The 18,871-nt window shown below is 60.2% G+C and carries 14 protein-coding genes and 1 tRNA gene; 10 read left to right on the plus strand and 5 right to left on the minus strand.

Going from position 1 to position 18,871, the window contains the following annotated elements; all coding sequences use genetic code 11:
- Positions 1 to 394: 394 nt before the first annotated feature.
- Positions 395 to 1,144 carry a methyltransferase domain-containing protein gene (locus OXE05_00250; GenBank protein ID MCY4435749.1) on the minus strand — a complete coding sequence of 250 codons (750 nt, stop codon included), beginning with the start codon at positions 1,142 to 1,144 and terminating at the stop codon, positions 395 to 397.
- A 674-nt stretch (positions 1,145 to 1,818) separates the two neighbouring features.
- Between OXE05_00250 and OXE05_00255 the strand changes: the two genes are divergently transcribed.
- From OXE05_00255 to OXE05_00280, 6 genes are all read left to right on the plus strand, one after another.
- The gene (locus tag OXE05_00255) at positions 1,819 to 2,337 is read left to right on the plus strand and encodes a c-type cytochrome (protein ID MCY4435750.1); all 519 of its coding nucleotides are present in this window, start codon (positions 1,819 to 1,821) and stop codon (positions 2,335 to 2,337) included.
- A gap of 62 nt (positions 2,338 to 2,399) precedes the next feature.
- On the plus strand, positions 2,400 to 2,858 hold the full coding sequence (locus OXE05_00260; GenBank protein MCY4435751.1) for a cytochrome c: 459 nt from the start codon (positions 2,400 to 2,402) through the stop codon (positions 2,856 to 2,858).
- A gap of 475 nt (positions 2,859 to 3,333) precedes the next feature.
- Positions 3,334 to 4,227, plus strand: coding sequence for a 4-(cytidine 5'-diphospho)-2-C-methyl-D-erythritol kinase (gene ispE / locus OXE05_00265; protein MCY4435752.1), 894 nt, complete (start codon positions 3,334 to 3,336; stop codon positions 4,225 to 4,227).
- Positions 4,228 to 4,311: 84 nt separating this feature from the next.
- On the plus strand, positions 4,312 to 5,706 hold the full coding sequence (locus OXE05_00270; protein ID MCY4435753.1) for a sulfatase: 1,395 nt from the start codon (positions 4,312 to 4,314) through the stop codon (positions 5,704 to 5,706).
- 204 nt (positions 5,707 to 5,910) lie between these two features.
- Positions 5,911 to 7,461, plus strand: a complete 1,551-nt coding sequence (locus OXE05_00275) for a GMC family oxidoreductase N-terminal domain-containing protein (protein ID MCY4435754.1) — start codon at positions 5,911 to 5,913, stop codon at positions 7,459 to 7,461.
- Positions 7,462 to 7,535: 74 nt separating this feature from the next.
- Complete coding sequence (locus OXE05_00280; protein ID MCY4435755.1) at positions 7,536 to 8,180, plus strand: hypothetical protein; 645 nt, start codon at positions 7,536 to 7,538, stop codon at positions 8,178 to 8,180.
- 159 nt (positions 8,181 to 8,339) lie between these two features.
- On the opposite strand, the gene OXE05_00285 is transcribed toward OXE05_00280, so the two are convergent.
- Positions 8,340 to 9,272 (minus strand): acetamidase/formamidase family protein, encoded by a 933-nt coding sequence (locus tag OXE05_00285; protein ID MCY4435756.1) that lies wholly within the window; start codon positions 9,270 to 9,272, stop codon positions 8,340 to 8,342.
- Positions 9,273 to 9,597: 325 nt separating this feature from the next.
- Here OXE05_00285 and OXE05_00290 point away from each other — a divergent pair.
- The 4 genes from OXE05_00290 (at position 9,598) to OXE05_00305 (ending at position 13,319) form a co-directional block, all read left to right on the plus strand.
- Positions 9,598 to 9,674, plus strand: a tRNA-Val gene (locus OXE05_00290).
- Between the two features lie 66 nt (positions 9,675 to 9,740).
- A complete protein-coding gene (locus OXE05_00295) occupies positions 9,741 to 10,100 on the plus strand; it encodes a hypothetical protein (GenBank protein MCY4435757.1) in 360 nt (119 codons plus the stop codon).
- Between the two features lie 267 nt (positions 10,101 to 10,367).
- Complete coding sequence (locus OXE05_00300) at positions 10,368 to 12,110, plus strand: purine/pyrimidine permease (GenBank protein ID MCY4435758.1); 1,743 nt, start codon at positions 10,368 to 10,370, stop codon at positions 12,108 to 12,110.
- 636 nt (positions 12,111 to 12,746) lie between these two features.
- Entirely contained in the window at positions 12,747 to 13,319 is a 573-nt protein-coding gene (locus OXE05_00305; GenBank protein ID MCY4435759.1) for a GNAT family N-acetyltransferase, read from the plus strand.
- A 215-nt stretch (positions 13,320 to 13,534) separates the two neighbouring features.
- Here OXE05_00305 and OXE05_00310 read toward each other — a convergent pair whose 3' ends face one another.
- The 3 genes from OXE05_00310 to OXE05_00320 all read right to left on the minus strand — a co-directional run bounded on the left by OXE05_00310 (position 13,535) and on the right by OXE05_00320 (position 18,869).
- Positions 13,535 to 15,151: a SulP family inorganic anion transporter gene (locus tag OXE05_00310; protein MCY4435760.1), complete on the minus strand. Its 1,617-nt coding sequence runs from the start codon at positions 15,149 to 15,151 to the stop codon at positions 13,535 to 13,537.
- Positions 15,152 to 15,530: 379 nt separating this feature from the next.
- Positions 15,531 to 16,550 (minus strand): potassium channel protein, encoded by a 1,020-nt coding sequence (locus tag OXE05_00315; protein ID MCY4435761.1) that lies wholly within the window; start codon positions 16,548 to 16,550, stop codon positions 15,531 to 15,533.
- 471 nt (positions 16,551 to 17,021) lie between these two features.
- A complete protein-coding gene (locus OXE05_00320) occupies positions 17,022 to 18,869 on the minus strand; it encodes an ATP-dependent helicase (GenBank protein MCY4435762.1) in 1,848 nt (615 codons plus the stop codon).
- Positions 18,870 to 18,871 lie beyond the last annotated feature (2 nt).

An 18,871-nucleotide genomic window follows, 5' to 3' on the forward strand; every position in this document is an offset into this window, starting at 1 on the left:
CAGGAGACCTTTGCATAACCCTCGCCACAGCGCAGATGTCCCCTCTCCCTCGACGGGAGAGGGCTAGAGCCTGCCCCGTACTCGATACGGGGGTGAGGGTGAATCTCCTGAATTCTCTCCATAGCATACCGATGTTTGCTCGGCTACATCTTGACACTGCACCAGCGCAAGGGGCCACTGCAACATAAAGATCCCCTCACCCCGACCCTCTCCCCGAGGAGAGGGAGGTTTTCTCGCCGACAGGTAAGTTACGCAAAGGTCCCCCCAGGGAGAGGGAGTCACTTTGCGCTTGCGGGTCGGTCGTACGCCAATCCCGCCGGTCATATGACAAAGCCTCTATTGAGCGTTTCGCCAGGCTTCCGACCCCGGCAGGAGAAGATGCGTGCCGTTTCGTTCATTGTTTTCGGCCTACCATGAAGCGGGTGAGCAAGCCGAATTGGGGCGGCGCGATTGCGAATGTCTCGCGTAGTGCCGGCGGCGCAGCGGCGAAGCGCGCACGCAACTCTTCAACAGCCTCCGGCGGTGTTTGCTGGCGGGCAACCCAATCGTCAAATTCCAGCATCTTCAGCCAGGTGTGCGTCACCGCAAAGTTGAGGCCCGCAGCGTGAAAGAAACCCCGCCACTCACCTTGGCTCCACTCGCGCACGTGCGAAGGGTCGCGCAGCACCTCCACAGCATTAATCCAGCGGTCCGCGATGGAATCGTCTGGTGACGTATTGTCCACCACCAAGAAGCGGCCTCCAGCGGTCAGGACACGCGACACTTCCTGCACCACGCGGGCGGGCTGTTGGAAGTGGTGCCCGGTGTAACGGCAAACGACGAGGGAAAAGCTCTCATCGGGAAACGGCAGGTGCTCAGCATTGCCGACGCTGGCTGCAAAATGAGCAATGCCGCGCTCGTAGGCGTTGCGGCAGGCGGTCAAGACCATCTGGGGCGTGATGTCAAAGCCGATGATCTGTCCCGCTGCGCGGGACAGAGCAAAGGCGGCGTGGCCCGCGCCGGTGCCGACATCCAGTGCGCGGGCATGTTGGCCGGGGCCGGCCTGCTCCACGAGCCAGTCCAGGTCCTCGCCCTCCGCGAAGGCCGCGCTTTGGCTATACGCTTCTGCCGCGCGGCCGAACTGTTTCTGAACTTGCTGATACATCGTCTCAGATAACCGTATCGCTCCATCAGGCCGGCAGACGAGATGAATCACTTACTCTAAGGAGAACTTCGCCCATCCCATGCTGTCTGCCCGCAAGACTCATTCTGCCTGGGAGACCATCGCGCAGCCCAATTCTGCAGGCGGCAAGACTCCCTCTCCCCAGGAAGACCCTATACACCCACCTAGCAGGCCGAAAGACTCCCTCTCACCAGAAAGCCCCTGTGCGCCCCTGCCCTGCAGGCCGCAAGACCCCCTTTCCCTGGGGAGAGGGCCGGTGTGAGGGGAATTCTACACCGTTACCGTCTATTGCCGCACGCTCGTCAGGACCGAAAATACATCCTTGGGACCAAGCCGTCTCATCCGCAGTCCCAAATCATCCGGCCTCCGCTTAATCGCCGCACTCCGCGCGGTTGCACAGCAACGACACAACTGGGCACTCACGGCGGCTGTAACGTTACATCCTCAATGGGTCAAGCAGTCTCGATTCAGCAACTCCACGCCTCCGCCTCTCCGCATGGTAAAGGATGCGCCGCACTCAGGGCAACGGGAACATGACACTGGTTTAGTGCTATGCTAGAATCGTGGTTCGGGTGAAGAAGATGACACGTCCTTTGACGAATGGATATATAAGTTTCTTTGTGTACGAAGCTCGTGGCAAGAAGGAGTTGCTCTTGATGCGGTGGGGTTTGCGCGTTCCCTTGGCGCTCGTCGCGCTTGTGCTTTCGTTGATACTTATCAGCGCATGTGGTGGCGGAGAGAAAGCAGCCTGGAGTTGGGATGAAGACCCAACGCCCGAGACAGTCGCCTCCACAGATTCCTCTACCAACAAGAAAGATGATGCATGCGAACCGATGCCGGATTGTATCGAGGTTACCGTGGACCTCAGTAAGGGCAGGGCCGAGGACGGGATGGAGTTATTCGAGACAAAGGGATGCGTCGCCTGTCATCAGGTTGAAGAAGGCGGCCCCGGCGGCACAATTGGCCCCTTACTTGCCGGCATCGGCGATCCCGCGGCGCGCCCGCAACTGGCGGCGGGTGATGAAGGTGCGGCAGGCATTCCCAACACGCCGGAGAACATCTGGCGCTGGGTGCAGTTCCCGCAAAAGATCAAGCCGGGAACGGAAATGGCGCCGCAACCCCTTGATGAGCAAGAGGCCGCTGACCTGGTGGCGTATCTGCAGACGCTGAAGTAGTGCCTCCGGCGAACCGCAATTGGCCGCAGAGTTCGTGCGGCTCTTTCAGGGACCCGTAGTCGATGCGCAGGCTTGTCCAAATCGCTGCGGGCCTATCTCTCGTCACTCTGTTGCTTGCTGCACTTACCGGCTGTCTTCCTTGGGATTCTCAGGAGCAGTCGCCTGCTCAAACCATCGCGAATGGCGGTTCCCGCGCTTCCGCCAAGCCGCTGCCGACCGTTCCGCCGGGAATTCTGGACAAAGGCAGCGCATCACAGGGCCAAGCGCTCTTCGCAAGCAAGGGGTGTACTGCTTGCCACAAGATCGGCGGTGAAGGCGGCAGCGCCGGTCCCGCCTTGGACGGCATCGGCGACAGGACGAAGCGGCCAACGCTGGCAGGCAATCTTAAAAATACGCCGGGGAACTTGTGGCTCTGGATTACGGATCCGCGAGCAGTCAAGCGTGATACCCTCATGGCGTCGCAGCCGCTCACCGCCCAAGAAGCCGCCGACCTCGTAGCATACCTGGAGACTTTGAAATAGGGGACAGTACGGGCGGGAGGACTCCCTCCCCCTGGGAAGAGAACAGGCGAATGATCCCACTCTCCCTGAGGAGACTTTTGCATAACCCTTGCTGGGGCGGGAAAGTCCCCTCTCCCGGCGGGAGAGGGTTAGGGTGAGGGGGAGATTCCCGCAATCCGGGAGCTTCTTTTGCCGCTATTGCACTCTGGCGTATCGGTCTTGCTGGTATTGAGGACGGGTTAAGCAGAAATGCCCCTCACCCCGGCCCTCTCCCCAGGGAAAGTGAGTAGTTCTTGCGCATCCGGCCGGGGTTGCGCAAAGGCCTCCTTAGACAACATGACCTGCCTTTCCACTCTTCGTCAAACTCAGGACAGGCAAGCTCTGAGAGTCCGCATGCTCGTGCAGACTGCACCTTTGAAACACCCTAGAGCCGAATTGAGTTGAACGCAGGGATGGCAAGGTACCGGCCATCCCTGTTGTGCATTAAGATGGTGTCGTGCCTGCACGAGAGATCGGGATCACCGTGGTTGTTAAATGCTTCGCCAAGATCAACCTGACCCTGGAGATACTGGGGAAACGCGCCGACGGCTTCCATGAGGTCCGCTCGGTTATGCAGACCGTCGGGCTGGCCGACCGGCTGGAGGTCGCGGCGGCAGACGAACTATCCTTCACATGTTCAGACCCCGTGCTGGCAAAGCCGGAAAATCTCGTGTATCGCGCCGCGCGGCTGCTACAGACAGAATTCTCCGTGCGGGCGGGCGCCGCGCTCCGTCTGGAGAAACGCATACCGGTCGCGGCCGGCTTGGGCGGCGGCAGCAGCGATGCGGCGGGAGCTATCATTGCCCTTAACCGGCTGTGGAATCTTCAACTATCCCTAACGGAGATGCAGGCACTGGCTGCCGGATTAGGATCGGACGTGCCGTTCTTTCTCACCGGCGGCACGGCGCTTGCCACCGGTCGCGGTGAACGCATCACACCACTGCCGCCACTGCCGCCGCACTGGGTGGTGCTCGTACCCCTGCCAATCACGCTCAGCACGGCGTCTGTATACGATTCCGTAAATCCGTTCGATTACACCGCAGGTGTCGCGACCGCAGATATCGTCGCCGCTGCCCAACACGGCGCGCTCTCATCGCAGACCCGCTGGCACAACGCGCTTGAGCGCCCCGCCCGCGCGCTCGCGCCCGCCCTCGCGGCAGCACAGGCTGCACTGCTTGACGCTGGCGCGCCACACGCCCACGTCTCCGGCAGCGGCCCGACGGTGTTCACAGTCTGCCGAGACGAAGCTGCGGCCCGCAGGCTTGCCGACCGCCTCCGGGCGCAGGGGTGCACCGCGGCAATCGTCCCCTTCGTGCAGTCCGGCTGGACGTGGGGCGGCGCAGTCGCGTAACACCAGGAGCCAGCTGGAAAAGATTCCGCCCGTTGCTCGCGGCTTATGGTACATTTGTCAGAAGTAATTCAAGGGGGCGGAGCGATGAATGTCATCTGGATTGTTGCCGACACCTTCCGCAGAGACCACATCGGCGCCTACGGCAATCCCAGGATTCACACGCCTTCCCTCGATGCATTGGCCGCCAGGTCAGTCAGGTTCGACAGCCACTATGCCGCCGGCTTTCCCACTATGCCCACGCGGGCAGACCACCATACGGGACGCTGGACGATGTCCTTCATGGGGTGGGAACCCCTGCCTGCAGGCGTGAACACCATCGCGGAGATGCTGGCGGGGCACGGGTATCATACGGCGGCATCGGTGGACACGCCGTACTACCTGCGGGACGGCATGAACTACGACCGGGGCTTTCAGTCCTTTTTCATGCATAGGGGCCAAGATACAATGTGGTCCCTCATACCCCAGCCCGGCTACCACAATGAGGCTCTTGACGTCCGTGAGGCCTGGCGTCACGAAGCGGACCGGAATGCCCCACGCACGTTCATGACCGCTATGCAGTGGCTGGAACAGCACTATAAAGAGGACTTCTTCCTTTACATCGACACCTGGGACCCGCATGAACCGTGGGATGCGCCGGCTTACTATACGGAGCTCTATTGGCCCGGCTACGACGGCGAACTGGTGCTGCCACTGTATGGAAACTGGCATGACGCGCCGGGCTACGATGAAGGGCAGGTCCGCAAAGGTCACGCCACCTATTGTGGTGAAGTCACCATGGTCGACACGTGGCTGGGCTTCTTGTTGCGGTTCGTCGAGAATATGGGCCTGACAGACACAACCGCCATAATCTTCACGACAGACCATGGCTTCTGCTTTGGGGAGCATGGCGGCCTGTTCGGCAAGATGAGTGGTGACAAGCGCCCGGACGGGAGCCTGCGGCCTTACGGCGAGCCGGGATCAATGTGGACTCACTCCCCTCTCTATGAGGAGCTTGTCCACTTGCCGCTCCTGGTTTCCGTCCCGGGTATAGCGCCGGGCCCATACACCGGCCTCAGTTCCGCCATTGACGTCATGCCGACCGTCCTTGAACTGCTGGGCGTGGAGATTCCGGCCTCCGTACAAGGCAGGTCCCTGGCTCCCCAAATGCGAGATACCGCGCTACCGGGACGAGAGTACGTCGTCAGCAGCATTCCCTTTGCCAACCCCGGGGACCCAGTCCACTCAGTGGACAGCCTCCTCCGCACGCTTTCCGCTTATCCCGTAACCACCATCACGGCAGGGGAGTGGAGCTTGCTCTATAGCCCGGCAGCCGGACTATCGGAACTTTACAACCTGAACTCCGATCCACATCAGCATTCAAACCTTATCGGCTCGCACCGGAACGAAGCCAAAGAACTCCATCGTTTTCTGGTTGAGTTTATGGGCGAGACCAACGTGCCGGATCGCTTACTGCAGCCGCGGCTGGAACTGCGTGTCTAGACGCACTGGGTTCCGTTCCCGCGCATGCCCATTCTCAACAGGGAGAGTCCGAAGAAAAGCAACGTGTTCCCTGCCAGGCTACCGATTCCGGGGCAAGCGCCGCCCGCTACTTGCGCCGCTCGACAAGGCCGTCCAACTCGACGGCTACGCTCGTACATACCCATCGCAATCTCATGACTACTCGTACATACCCATCGCAATCTCATGACTAGAAGATACGATCACATAATCGTTGGCGCGGGTTCGGCCGGCGCGGTCTTGGCGGCCCGCCTGACCGAAGACCCCCACCGGTCGGTGCTGCTGCTCGAGGCCGGGGCGGACTTTCCCTCGGAGGCGCGGGTGCCGCACCCGCTAAAGTACGTCTACGGCGTTGACACAAGCCTCTGGGAGACCGAACACATATGGAAGTTTCGTGCCCGGGCGACGGATGAAGCCGAGATAGATGTACCGCGCGGCAAGGTCACCGGCGGTTCCAGCGCCGTCAACGACGCGCAGTTCTTGCGGGCGATGCCGGAAGACTTCGAGCGGTGGGCGTCGTGGGGGAATTCCGAATGGGAGTTCGCGAAAGTCTTACCCTATCTAAAGAAACTGGAAGCAGACGCGGACTTTCAAAGCGAGCTTCACGGCGCGGACGGTCCCATGTACTTCCACCGGTTTCAGCCCGGCGAATGGGGACCCCAGCAGCACGCGTTCTATGAGGCCTGCCGTGACGCCGGGTTTCCCGACTGTCCCGACCACAATTTGCCCCATGCCACAGGCGTAGGACCGCTGGCGTTCAACATTGCGGGCCGCACGCGCGTGAGCACGGCCTTCGCCTACCTCAATCCTGCCCGCGTTCGTCCAGGGCTGACTATTCGACCCCGCTGCCTCGTCCACCGCATCATCTTTCAGGGCAACCGCGCAGTAGGCGTGCGCGCTATCAGCGGGAACGAAACGTTCGACGTCTATGGCGACGAGGTCATTCTCTGCGCCGGGGCGATCGGCTCGCCCCACATCCTGGCGCTATCGGGAATCGGACCGGCGGCGCAGTCGCGGCAGTTTGGCATACCCGTCGTGCACGACCTTCCCGGCGTCGGCCGCAATCTTCGCGACCACCCGGACGTGCCCATGGCCTGGCGTACGCGAGCAGGATTTCGCCTGTTTACCTCTCAGGTGGCGACGGGCATGGTCACGCTGCGCTATACGGCCTCCGGCTCCCCCTACACGAATGACCTGGTAATCTACATGGGCAACTACGCGGCGGAACGGCCCATGCGGGGTGCGGACCATCTGATTCCGATAGGAATCGGCGTGAGCCAGTGCCTCTATTTGGCCCTGAGCCAGGGCGAACTCCGCCTCCAATCCGATGACCCGCGGCAGCAGCCGTATCTCGACTTCAACCTGCTGGACGACTCGTTCGATCGCTCGCGGCTGTGCGAGAGCATCCGGACCTGCGCCGGGTTGTTCCAACATGCAGCCTTCGCAGACATGGTGGCTGAACGGGTCGCGCCCGCGAACAATGTCCTTGACGATGACGCTGCCCTGGACGCCTGGATGAAACGCGAGGTGGTCACGGCCCATCACGTCTCAAGTACCTGCAAAATGGGGCCCGCCACCGATCCACTGGCCGTGGCGGACCAATACGGCAAGGTGCACGGCGTCGCGGGCCTCCGCATCTGCGACGCATCCATCATGCCCGACACCGTGCGGGCGAACCTCAACCACACGGTTATCGCGATTGCGGAAAAAATGGCAGACTTTATCAAGGAACGCTGACCGCGCGTCGGGTTACTGCTGCCGCCGAGTGCCAAGGCCCGACTACAGAACGACGATGTAAATCGTGAGGGACTATGTTCGCTGCTCGCACGCTGCAAGTTGCCACAATCGTGCTCTTTACAGGGCTCTGTTTCCTCTTTACTACCGAAGTTACTGAGGCTTGCTCGTGCGGGGAGACGCCCTCTCCCACCGAGGCGTTGGCGCAGAGCGCAAAAGTGTTCTCCGGTAAAGTCGTGCACGTCAGCGGGGGCGACGGCACGCTGCGCGAGCCGGCGCTGCTCAGCGGCTACGTTACGGTAGAGTTCGAAGTGTTCACCGTCTGGAAAGGCCACGGCTATGCCACCATGTTTATCGAAACGGCATGGTGGAGCGGCAGTTGCGGTGTCGAGTTCTACGTGGGACAGGAATGGCTGGTCTACTCCTACGACGGCGAGACCGCGGTCCCTTGCAGCCGCACGCGCCACTTGTCGCTTGCGCAGTCGGACATTGACGCGCTGGGTGAAGGCCAAGTGCCTGCCGCGGGAACCAGCGAGCCCTATCGACAGTCCGGTCTTCAGATTGAGCGGACGCGCACAACACCTGCCGGGGCCGATGCAGCCACGTCCGCTGAAAGTCCTTTGCAGGAATTTATTCCGGCGTGGCTGGGCTTTGCGGTGCTCTTAGTTGTGGTGGTGGCAGTGCTGGGTTGGGTGCTGCGGGGAACCAGCCAGAAGGGCTAGGGCTGTCCTTGCGCTAGGCAGACCCGTGCGGCTCAGGCCGCAGTCTCGGCAACAGCTCGGCAATGGGCCGAGCCGCCAGCCCGCAGTATTCGCCAGCAGTTGTCCCGCGCGACTATTGCAGACGGAACAGCGCCTTGTCGTTATGGAATGACCGCTCGCCTACGCCCTGAACGGCTTGCCGGTGCGGCGGAGCTCTTTCGTCACCGCGATCTGGCAGGTAACGTAGGCGCTCTCGGTGGGCCGGCCGCGGTGATTCATATCGCCGGCGGAGTAACCGGGACGGGCGTCGCCGATGGTGCCGACGATGAGGTTCGCGTGTTCGGTGGTCGTATCGTAGCGGTCGGCGATGAGACCCACCATGTCCGCCCACGCCGCGCGCACGGCATCCGTCCACGTCCGGCCCTGACCGGCGGTGAGGTACTCTTCCGCACTCTCTACGATGTTGGTCGTCTCCACCACGGGGCTGGACGTCGAGAATCCCGGCGAGCGGTCGACTCGTATCGTCACCGTCGTGTCGATCTCTACACCGGTGCCGGTGAGTTCGCCGTCGGACATGCGCGCGTGGGCGTCGGCGAGGGTCAATAGGCCGCCGGCTTTCTGCGCGCGAATGTGCACGGTGCTGCCGGGGCGCGTTGAGTTGAAGTCCATGTTGCCGCCGTGGTCGATCTCATACGGGTCCACGGATTCCAACATGACCACGCCGACCATGGGGCGCTCCGGCACCACAAAGTCCGGTGGAAAATGTACGAGACCGTCGCGCACCGGAGCGATGAGGCGCACGCTGCCCCAATTTGGGCCGCCGTTGCGGTAGAAGCCGTAGGGGCCGCACTCCATATCCAGAATTTCGATAGATACCCAGTCACCGGGTTCGATGCCCTCGATGTAGAACGGCCCGCCCGGCCGCGAGTAGCGCGGCGTGCCGACTTCCATGACGGCGCCGGGCTTGAGTTCGCCCTTGATCTTCAGGTCCTGGTCGTGGCCGCCGACCGTTTCGATGACCACCGTCTCACCCAATCGCAGGGTGCCTCTAAGCTCATCACGCTCAGGATCGTGGGGTCCGTCGTAGTAGGGTGTACGGGTGAAGCGCCGCATGAGAATCCTCCCGCTTGCGGTATTGCTCGGCCGCATCGTGTCGTGTTCCCGGTGAGGAAAGCCGGCCGGACTTTCTCCTCTTAACCTAAATCCTATGCCGAAATAAAGTCTAGGGCTAGCCCTCTCGCGCTAACTCATAGGTGTAGTCAAGCTTTCTCCTGGGGTACGCAACCGGCAGACCCGGCATGCAGTTGCATAGCGCTAGTTCGCTTGACATAGGCGGAAAATCCGCCCTATACTTACGGCAATCTGTCAGTGTTGCCAGTGGAGATAGACTAGTGGTTATATACCAAATGAAGCCCAAGCGGCTTCATTAGCGTTTCTTGGGCGTGTAGCTCAGCTGGTTAGAGCGCACGGTTCACATCCGTGAGGTCACAGGTTCGAGTCCTGTCACGCCCACCAAGAGAAGACATTCAGATTCTTAGCCTACTCATTCCGCCGAACAGTGTGGGATTTGACGCGAACACAATGATCGAAAACGCATCCGAGAAAACACAGCTTGCCGCTGCCAAAGAGGTGGGAGCGAAGCCTGTCCTGCTCTTAGGCGGCAACCCACAGATGGCTATGGCCGACGGCGACACACCTGTGCAGGCCTGCATGGCGGCCATGCCGGAGTGGCAGAGCGACGTTTGCAGCCGCCCCGGCACACTCATCGTGCGCACAGTGCCCAAGCTGCGCGAAGCCGTGCGGTGGATCGAAAGCTACGAGGGCAAGCTCACCGAAGAGCAGATGGCCGAGTGGGTCCGGCAGGCAGCGGCCCTGCCCGGCTTGGGATGGGTTCAATCAAACCAAAGGCTGAAATCCGAACTGTCCAAGGGGCCCTCTTAGGGGCTTATCCGATCCCTTCAAAGGAGAAGTGGAGCGAAAACGTGCGCGGCGGCACGCGGCTACGAATGACCGGCCCAGTTAGGAGTGAAATGGAGGAGACGCCCCTGTCGAACTGACTTCCCGCTTTGCCTAATGACTTCTGGTGACGTACGTGGGCCGCTCGAGCGGCCCACCACATTGGATAGTTCACGCGAGTTTTCCGCAGTATTGTACACGTATTTCCACGGCGGCAGTATGTGTCGAGTAGCACGGAGTGAGGTGTGAAGCATGGCTGCAGTAAACGTCAATGACAACGTCCGCTACGAACCCGATGAGAATCCTCCCCCGTTAGTAACTATAGGCTCCGGCATTCAGGCGGCAATACTGATCCTGGCGCCGGTGGTCTTGACCGTCGTCATTGTGTCGCGGATTGCCGGGCAGTCCGAAGGCTTCATGACGTGGGCCATATTTGCGGCGTTGCTCGTCAGCGGCTCCACAACCGTTCTTCAGGCTGTGCGGGTCGGGCGGTTTGGGTCCGGGCACGTGCTGATGATGGGTACGTCGGGGGCGTTCATTGCGGTCTGTGTGGCGGCGCTCAAGTTCGGCGGCCCGGAGACGATGGCAAGTCTGATTGTCATTTCGTCGCTCTTCCAGTTTCTGCTGGCGGCGCGCCTCTCATGGTTGCGCCGCATCTTCACGCCCATAGTCACCGGCACCGTGATCATGCTGATCGCGGCCACGGTGATGCCGATCATCTTTGATTCACTAAATGACGTCCCGGAAGGGTCGCCGCAAGCGGCGGCTCCTGTAGCGGCGCTGGTGACGATGGTCATTGTAACGGCCATGGTGGTGCGGTCGCCGCCGGCGTGGCGGCTATGGTCGCCCATTATCGCCATTGCCGCGGGGTGCCTCGTGTCGATTCCCTTCGGCATCTTCGACTTCCAACCTCTGATCGACGCGCCGTGGATCGGCATACCCTTTGACGGCTGGCCCGGCTTTAACGTCGCGCCCGGCGTCGAGTTCTGGGCGCTCTTGCCCGCCTTCATCGTGGTTACCCTGGTTGGCGCAATCGAGACTATTGGCGACGGTGTGGCGATCCAGCGGGTCTCCCGCCGCAATCCACGCGCGACGGACTTCCGTGTGGTGCAGGGCGCTTTGAATGCCGACGGCGTGGGCAATCTGCTTTCCGGTCTACTCGCGACGGTGCCTAATACCACCTACTCATCCAGCATCTCCCTCGCCGAGGTTACCGGCGTGGCCGCGCGGCGTATTGGTGTTGTGATCGGTGTCATCTTTGTTGCCTTGGCCTTTTTCCCTAAAGTTGCCGCCTTACTCATTGCTATTCCCGCGCCTGTGGCGGCTGCCTACATTACCGTGCTCGTTGTGCTGCTCTTCGTCCAGGGCATGCGCATCGTCATCAATGACGGTATGGACCACCGCAAAGCGATGGTTGTCGGCTTATCGTTTTGGATTGGCGCGGGCTTCCAGAGTGGATGGATTTTCGCCGACCTGTTGGGAGAAGGATTCTTAGGCGTGCTGCTGAGCAACGGCATGACCGCCGGCGCCATCGTGGCGATCATTGTGATGGTCTTCATCGAACTCACGCGCCCGCGGCGTCGACGCTTGCAAGTTGCTCTAGAGAGTGACGCGCTGCCCAAGATCGAGCAGTTCCTGCTGGCGTTTGCGGGAAAGCGCGCCTGGAACGATGCTGCGACGGAACGGCTGACCTCGGCGGGTGAAGAGACGCTCGCAATCCTGTTGCAGGAAAGTGGCAAGGACGAGGCCGCTGATACCGCGCGAAACTTGACCATTAACGCGCGCATGGAAGGCAGTTCGGCAGAGTTGGAATTCGTGACGTCGCTGGAAGGTGAGAACGTGGAAGACTATCTGGCGCACTTGAACGAAATGCCGCCTGTTCCCGATGAGCGCGAGGTGTCGTTCCGCTTGCTGTGGCACTATGCCTCTTCCGTGCGGCACCAGAAGTACCACGGCCTCGACATCATCACGGTGCAGGTGGAGGGCTCAAGCTAAAGGCTCGGCCCCACGCTCGGGGCCGGCTGTGGATGGCTCACGCCGGTTCATGGCACCACGGGCTCGTGTCAGAATGACGCGCCCGGCCCGCCTTGGGCACGGGGCGTTGTTATTCCTGTAAGAGTCAGGTAATTCGTTGACAGAATCCGCTTTCCATTCTGAGGAGTTTACGGCGCATTTCATTCCGAGACGAGCGTCGAACGATGTATGCGGAATCTAGGGTCCCTTCTCAACGCACTTTAGCGGCTTCAGCACACTAGATTCCGCGCTAAGAGCGACTCTTCGCTGCGCTTCGTTCGGAATGACATGTGTACTAGCCATGTCTAACACTGCGGAAGGTTGCTTTTGTACTTGAATCTGTCAACGAACTATCTCACACGTACAATTCCTATGCGTGTTGGCAGATTCGTTATTCTAGCTAATGCCATGGACTGCGGCAGACATCCGGTTCCGTCATGCCCGCGCGCTCGCCCCCGCACGGGGACGCGGAATCCATCTACACTGCACGCCCTGAACTCCGGCATCCATTTAAGTGACGACACTCGCGCCACCTGACAAGCGTGCACTTGAAGCCTGGCACCTGCAATTCCGCCAATAGTCGCCTGAGTTTCGGAGCTCTCAAACAGTTGCAACGCCATGCCAGTTGAAATCACCGAACAGTGCCTTAATCGGTTGCGCACGTATGGCAGTATTCCCATCTCGTTCACGGTCGACTCCAAGTACCGAGTCGATGCCGTTGGTCGCGGGCGTGGCGCCTGGAGACTGACCGAGGAAAGCGTGGATCACCCCTATGTCAAAGACTATGACGAGGGAGGCGAGCGACCGCTCCGGTGGGCGCAGCAATTCGATCTCTCTAACTGGGTAATCTTAGCAGCACTACAGGACTCGGCACGACTTGGCGGGGCTGTCGTCGCTTGGAACACTCCCGGCGTAAACATGCTGGAGGATCGCGAAGATCTCGCCGTGCTGTGGGACGTGCGGGTTCATCCGCGCCGCCGCCGAGAGGGCATAGGTAAACGGCTCTTCGACCACGCCGCCGCCTGGGCGCGCGCCAAGGGGTGCCGGCAACTCAAGGTGGAGACCCAGAACATCAACGTGCCGGCGTGTAAGTTCTATGCCAAGCAGGGCTGCTACCTTGGAGCCGTACAGCCTGGCGCCTATCCGGAGTACCCCAACGAAGTACGACTCCTTTGGTATCTGGACTTGTGACGTCGTTCCTGCCACTCGTGGTACTGCCGCAAGAGTTTGGCTTCGCGCCCGACCTCGTCACAAGCCACGAGAAATCCGGCAGGGGAAGCGCGCCAGGTGTCGACGTGAACGCGTGCTAGGTTGCCGGCATCTTTCGCGCCGGCCTGTCGTATGCGCAGTGCCGCGTTAATTTCTCTAGCGACAAGAGACCCTTGGGGCGACGCTGTAGAATCCGCCTATTCCGGCAAAAGGCGCTGCGCAACTTCCTTGGCTTCGTCGAGGTCTTTCGCGAATTGATCGGCGGGGACCCGCTGCAATATGTTCAGCGCCCGCAGGGCAAACGCAGGCGGGCCGGTGAGACCCATGATGATGCACTCGGTGTCTTCCGCAATGGCGGTATCGATCATCTGCTCCACCACCAGCGCGGCGCTGTCGTCGATGTAGACGGTCTCAGTGAAGTCGAGGATGACGACCTCATGGTCGCGAATGTCCACGCTGATCGTGTTGATGAGCTTGTTGGACGAGGCGACGGAGAAGCTGCCTCTGAGCGCCACCAGCCCCACGCGGGCGGAGAAGGCGTCCGCCTTTTCATCAGTCTCCTCACTGCCAAAGAAGGTCTGGTCCAGCAGCGGCACTGAGACGACTCTATCGAGCTCCAGGCGCTCGAACTGGCGCGCGCTCGCCATGCCTGCGGCGATCAGTCCAATAGCTACGGCGGTGACAAGGTCGACGAAGACGGTGAGTCCCAAGGTGATCAGCATCACCAGCAGGTGTTCCCGCTGCACGCGGTGCATGCGTAAGATAAAGCGCCAGTCGATGATGTCCCAGCCGACTTTCATCAGAATGCCAGCCAACACGGCATGAGGGATGGCCTCGACGTACTTACCGAGCCCCAGCACAAGCGCGAGCAAAATGGCCGCCCGCAGGGCGCCGGATACTTGCGTCTGCCCACCGGCACGGATGTTCACCACCGTGCCCATCGTAGCGCCGGCCCCCGGCAAGCCTCCGATGAATCCAGTAATCAGATTGCCGATGCCCTGGCCTACCAACTCGCGGTTGGGGTTGTGGCGCGTGCGGGTCATGGCGTCGGCGATCAGTGAAGTGAGCAGACTGTCAATGGAACCGAGCAGCGCGAGGATTAGGGCAGGCTCGATGGCCCTGACGAGAATCCCGGCCGAAATGGCCGGCATCTCGATCTGCGGCAGACCCGTCGGCACCTCCCCAATCACCGGCACATTGGTCAGCCACAGCACGCCCAGCAGCGTACCGGCGACCAAAGCCGCCAAGGTAGGAGGAAAGTATCGCCGCAGTTGCTGGGGCCAGAGTATACCCACGACAAGAGTCACGGCGGCGATGGCAAGTGCGCTGAAGTTTATGTTGCCGATTGCCTGCGGCCACGCGCGCACGGCCCCCAGCGGGCCGCCCGTCGCACCGGCTGCTCCCATGAATGGCAGCGTCTGGAGGAGCATGATGATGACGCCGATGCCGGACATGAAGCCGGAAATCACCGAGTACGGCGTGAAGGCCACGAAGCGCCCGATCCGCATGACGCCGAGCGCAATCTGCAGCAGGCCGGCCATGATGACGATGGTGAAGGCTTCGGGAAGCGTGTCGGCGTGGGTGGTGACGATGACGGCCATGGCAACCGCCATGGGGCCGGTGGGACCTGAAATCTGCGACTTCGTGCCCCCAAAGACCGCAGCGAAGAACCCGACGGCAATGGCGCCGTAGATGCCCGCCAGCGCGCCCAAGCCGGACGCTACACCAAAAGCCAAAGACACCGGCAGGCCCACCACGGCTGCGGTAATGCCGCCAAAGATGTCTCCACGCAGTGTTTGGAGGTTGTACGTCACTCTGAGCTACCCACCACAACGGAGCGGAACCACATCCACTACGCTTCACATCAGCAAACTGCACACGCCCTCCGGGCGACCATCGCAGTTTTCACACAACTAGCAGCCACTAAGTGCCCCAATTTGCCAAGCATGCTACCACAACCGGGCGAGAATGTCAGGAAGAGTCCTAATCAACTGAATACCCCTGCGAATTCTAATATTTATACTTAAACGGAGACTCCGAGCGCGCGCGACCAGACTGCGACTTTGCTGGAGATTGGCGCCGCAAACCCTGTCAAGGCCTGCTGCAAAACTCGCAAATGCAAGAAATCTCCCGAGAGGTTTTGGCGCGGCCGTGGGCAAGCGAATGGCTGGTTGCGTATGACCAAGTCTTGTGTTAGACGTCTTTCTTCACGTGTTGTAGTTGGTCGTCGTCTCCGGCCACCACAACCCTGTCACCGGCCTCCAATACGACTTCCGCAGCCGGAGTAAAGAGCACCTGTCCGTCTTGTTTTCTCACGGCCAGCACTTGCAGGTGGTGTAGCGCCACAAATCCAGCAAGGTCCATACCGGCGTAGCGCGACTCGGAGGCTACGGCTATTTCGGCAAGTCTTGGGCCAATGCGCGAGGAATCGAGCATGTCATCGAGAAAGTCGGCGGTGAGCGGTCTCACAGCGGAGAGCGCCATGCGCCGTCCGCCAATACTGTAGGGAGTGACTACCCGGTCCGCGCCCGCCAATCTGAGTTTGTCTCTCGTCTCCACGGCATCGGCACGGGCGACTATGGTGACATTGGGGTTAATCGCCTTAGCGGTGAGCGTGATGAGCACGTTGTTGCTGTCGCTGCCGGTGGCGGCGACGAGACCGCGGGCACGCGCGATCCCGGCTTGGTGGAGGGAGTCATTCTGGGTGGCGTCCCTGCAGATGGCAAGCAGCCCATCCTCCCCCGCTATCTCCACCGCAGGTTCCGCGCTATCCACCACAACCACATCCACGTTTTCGCCACTGAACGCGGATGCGGCCTCACGGCCCACTCTGCCGTAGCCGCAAAGGATGAAGTGGTCCCTGGTTGCGTCGATTCTGGCTTTCATACGTCGCCTCCGCACGAATACTCTGAGTATTTCATCTTCAACCACGGTCTGCACGGTGACCGTGAGTATGTAGAGCATCAAGCCAACACCGGCAAGCATGAGGAAAAGATTGAAGAAGCGGCCGAGCTGCGAAAGCGGCCGCACCTCTTCATACCCCACAGTCGTCATGGTGACCACCGTCATGTAAACGGCGTCAAAATAGCCCCAACCCTCGATGAGGACAAACCCGGTGGAGCCGACGAGAAAAACCAAGGCGAGAGCGAGACCGCCACGCGTAAGCCGACTGGCGGCAACGGCTGTGAGGATGTGGTGGAAGTGTTCTCGCATAGCCACGGTGAGTTTCCGGGGACGCTAAGCCGAGAACGGGAGACTAGCAGTGTGGAAAGATGGACCCTGCATGTGGTTCTCAGGCAGTGCTCTCGGATTGAGTACGGACTCTCCTCTTGCCGCACGCAAATGGCGTATGAGAGCGGAGCATCTCATTCACTGCAGCAATTCTAGCACACGCCCAAGCGATTCAATTCTTCCTTGAATCGTTAGCATTGGCTGGCCTGGCTCACGTGAAGTCGTCCTTGCTTGGATAGAGACACTTCGCGTGGTATGTATTTGATGGCGGATAGCTGGACCTGATCTTTGGTGAGCATAGCTGGGCCTATCTTGACGATAGACAGAACCGCCTTCGAAATGTGGCTGGGTGCTCCGTGACCTTTGAACCGGCGATCTTCTACGCGAAGTCTGAGTCTGGTTGAGTAGCGTATGGTCGGACAGTAAGCAGCATCGGGGCATCCGTCCTCATACTTACAGGCCAGCTTCACGCAGAAACTGCGACGGCTCCGCTGCACGTTCGCCGTAACGAGTCCGCCGCTTTTGAGGCCAGGTTAGCAGTAGTGCACGCGAGGCACGAGTGATAGACACATAGAAGGCTCGGCGCTCGGCCTCCAGGGCCTCTTGATCGCTCAACGATCGGTAATCAGGAAATGCGCCTTGGGTTAACCCAACGACGGCAACCGCGCGAAACTCAAGCCCCTTTGAACGATGGGTGGTCGTCAGCCGAATACCAGGCTCGTCTGGCCTGGTTTGCTGTACGCGAAGAAGGTATCGCAGGAAACCTCCCAAATTCCTGTCTTGCAGTGCAGTGCTCGCCCGATATTCAGTCCACCAGCTAGCAAGTCGCTCCACGTCCGGTTCAAGGAAATACTCGCCACGCTTCAATGCTTTAATCAACTCCTCTAGACCATCAGCATCAAGCGTGCTGCCGATTACGAGTTCTACCATGCTATCGGTCGGAGTCCCGGAGACAGCCATTAGCACATCGGTGAGGCCGCACTGCTCCTGAGGAAGTTCAGGATAGTCTCCGAGTAGGTTGAACAGCTCTTCCTCTACGCGGCGCAGCGCTGGCCGATTACTTGGGTTCGCCTTTACTTCGAGAAGAGCGTAGAATAGCCGCGCTTCGGAGCTACTCAGGAAGCTCCCACTGTCAACTTGGACTGACACCTGGTATCCGCGCTTGAGTAGTTCTTCTTGCACGTCATCAAGCCCATAGCGAGTTCGGGCAATCACCGCGATATCTTCAGCGAAAACTCGAGGTTCTTCTCCCGGGACTAGGAGACTGGAATCCACACCCTTCAGGACAAGGCCATCGACCCAATCACCAACTATGTGCGCCTCTTCCTCAGAGTTCTCCGCCTCACGCTGGAGTAGCATGCCCTCAGGAGCTCCGGGCGGCGTTCCTCCATCTGCTCGGGGCGGATTGAAGTGACGGGCAACCTGGCGGGAGAGCGAGAGGATTCGAGTTGCGCACCGGAAGTTGTGCCGTAGTTCAAACCGCTGGGGGTGCGGCCCTACAAGCTTCTCTGCCCACTGCATACCGCCGCCCGCCCAGCCGTTGATCGACTGCCGGTCGTCAGCTACCACAAATAGCTCAAGGGCATCTCCCTTTATTGTACGCAGGAGTTCTGCCTGAGCATGTGTCAGATCCTGACCTTCATCTACCAGAATCTGATAGTAGGTCCGTTGGATTCTTCTGAGAACCGCTGGGTCGGCCTCAAAGAGGTCTAGGAGTTTCACGAGCATACCTGGAAAATCGATACCCCCGGCGTTGTCCAAGGCGGTCAAATATGCTTCGTAAATTTCGGGAAGCTGGAAAGACGAGCCAATAAACGACTGATTAGGCGCAGCGCTTGGCTTCACAAGACTAGTTCTAAGGTCGTTTATTTGCTCGAGAATATCCAGCAGGGCTCGATCCTCAAAATGCGACTCCTCCACGGAGTCCAAAAAACGCCGAAGCAAATCCACACAGTCGCGGCTTTGGGCATAAACGACAACATCAGGCGAGATGCCAACCGGTTGGCCAGAGCGCTGCAGCCAGTCGAGAGCAAAACCGTGGATTGTATTCGCATCCACCCTCCAGGCTTCATCTCCAAGGGATCGGGACACTCGACTCTTCAGTTCATCTGCGGCCTTGACAGTGAATGTAACGGCCAATAACCGAAAGGAATCGCCTTGACTCTCGTCTAACAAGCGCTCAATCCTGCGAATGAGCACCTCAGTCTTGCCACTTCCTGCCGGAGCAATTACGAGGCTAATCCGTGCTTTCGCATCCACAACATCCTGCTGATCGGGTGTCAGTTGTTGGGGGATAGCCATGG

It is taken from the genome of Chloroflexota bacterium, assembly GCA_026710945.1.
GTDB lineage: Bacteria > Chloroflexota > UBA11872 > VXOZ01 > VXOZ01 > VXOZ01.

Bases quoted from the DNA above. Each gene is read 5' to 3' on its own strand.
- OXE05_00300 (MCY4435758.1), top strand. From the start codon at position 10,368: ATGGCTGCAGTAAACGTCAATGACAACGTCCGCTACGAACCCGATGAG.
- OXE05_00305 (MCY4435759.1), top strand. From the start codon at position 12,747: ATGCCAGTTGAAATCACCGAACAGTGCCTTAATCGGTTGCGCACGTAT.
- OXE05_00260 (MCY4435751.1), top strand. From the start codon at position 2,400: ATGCGCAGGCTTGTCCAAATCGCTGCGGGCCTATCTCTCGTCACTCTG.
- OXE05_00315 (MCY4435761.1), bottom strand. From the start codon at position 16,550: ATGCGAGAACACTTCCACCACATCCTCACAGCCGTTGCCGCCAGTCGG.
- OXE05_00255 (MCY4435750.1), top strand. From the start codon at position 1,819: ATGCGGTGGGGTTTGCGCGTTCCCTTGGCGCTCGTCGCGCTTGTGCTT.
- OXE05_00280 (MCY4435755.1), top strand. From the start codon at position 7,536: ATGTTCGCTGCTCGCACGCTGCAAGTTGCCACAATCGTGCTCTTTACA.
- OXE05_00295 (MCY4435757.1), top strand. From the start codon at position 9,741: ATGATCGAAAACGCATCCGAGAAAACACAGCTTGCCGCTGCCAAAGAG.
- OXE05_00270 (MCY4435753.1), top strand. From the start codon at position 4,312: ATGAATGTCATCTGGATTGTTGCCGACACCTTCCGCAGAGACCACATC.
- OXE05_00285 (MCY4435756.1), bottom strand. From the start codon at position 9,272: ATGCGGCGCTTCACCCGTACACCCTACTACGACGGACCCCACGATCCT.
- OXE05_00250 (MCY4435749.1), bottom strand. From the start codon at position 1,144: ATGTATCAGCAAGTTCAGAAACAGTTCGGCCGCGCGGCAGAAGCGTAT.
- OXE05_00320 (MCY4435762.1), bottom strand. From the start codon at position 18,869: ATGGCTATCCCCCAACAACTGACACCCGATCAGCAGGATGTTGTGGAT.
- OXE05_00275 (MCY4435754.1), top strand. From the start codon at position 5,911: ATGACTAGAAGATACGATCACATAATCGTTGGCGCGGGTTCGGCCGGC.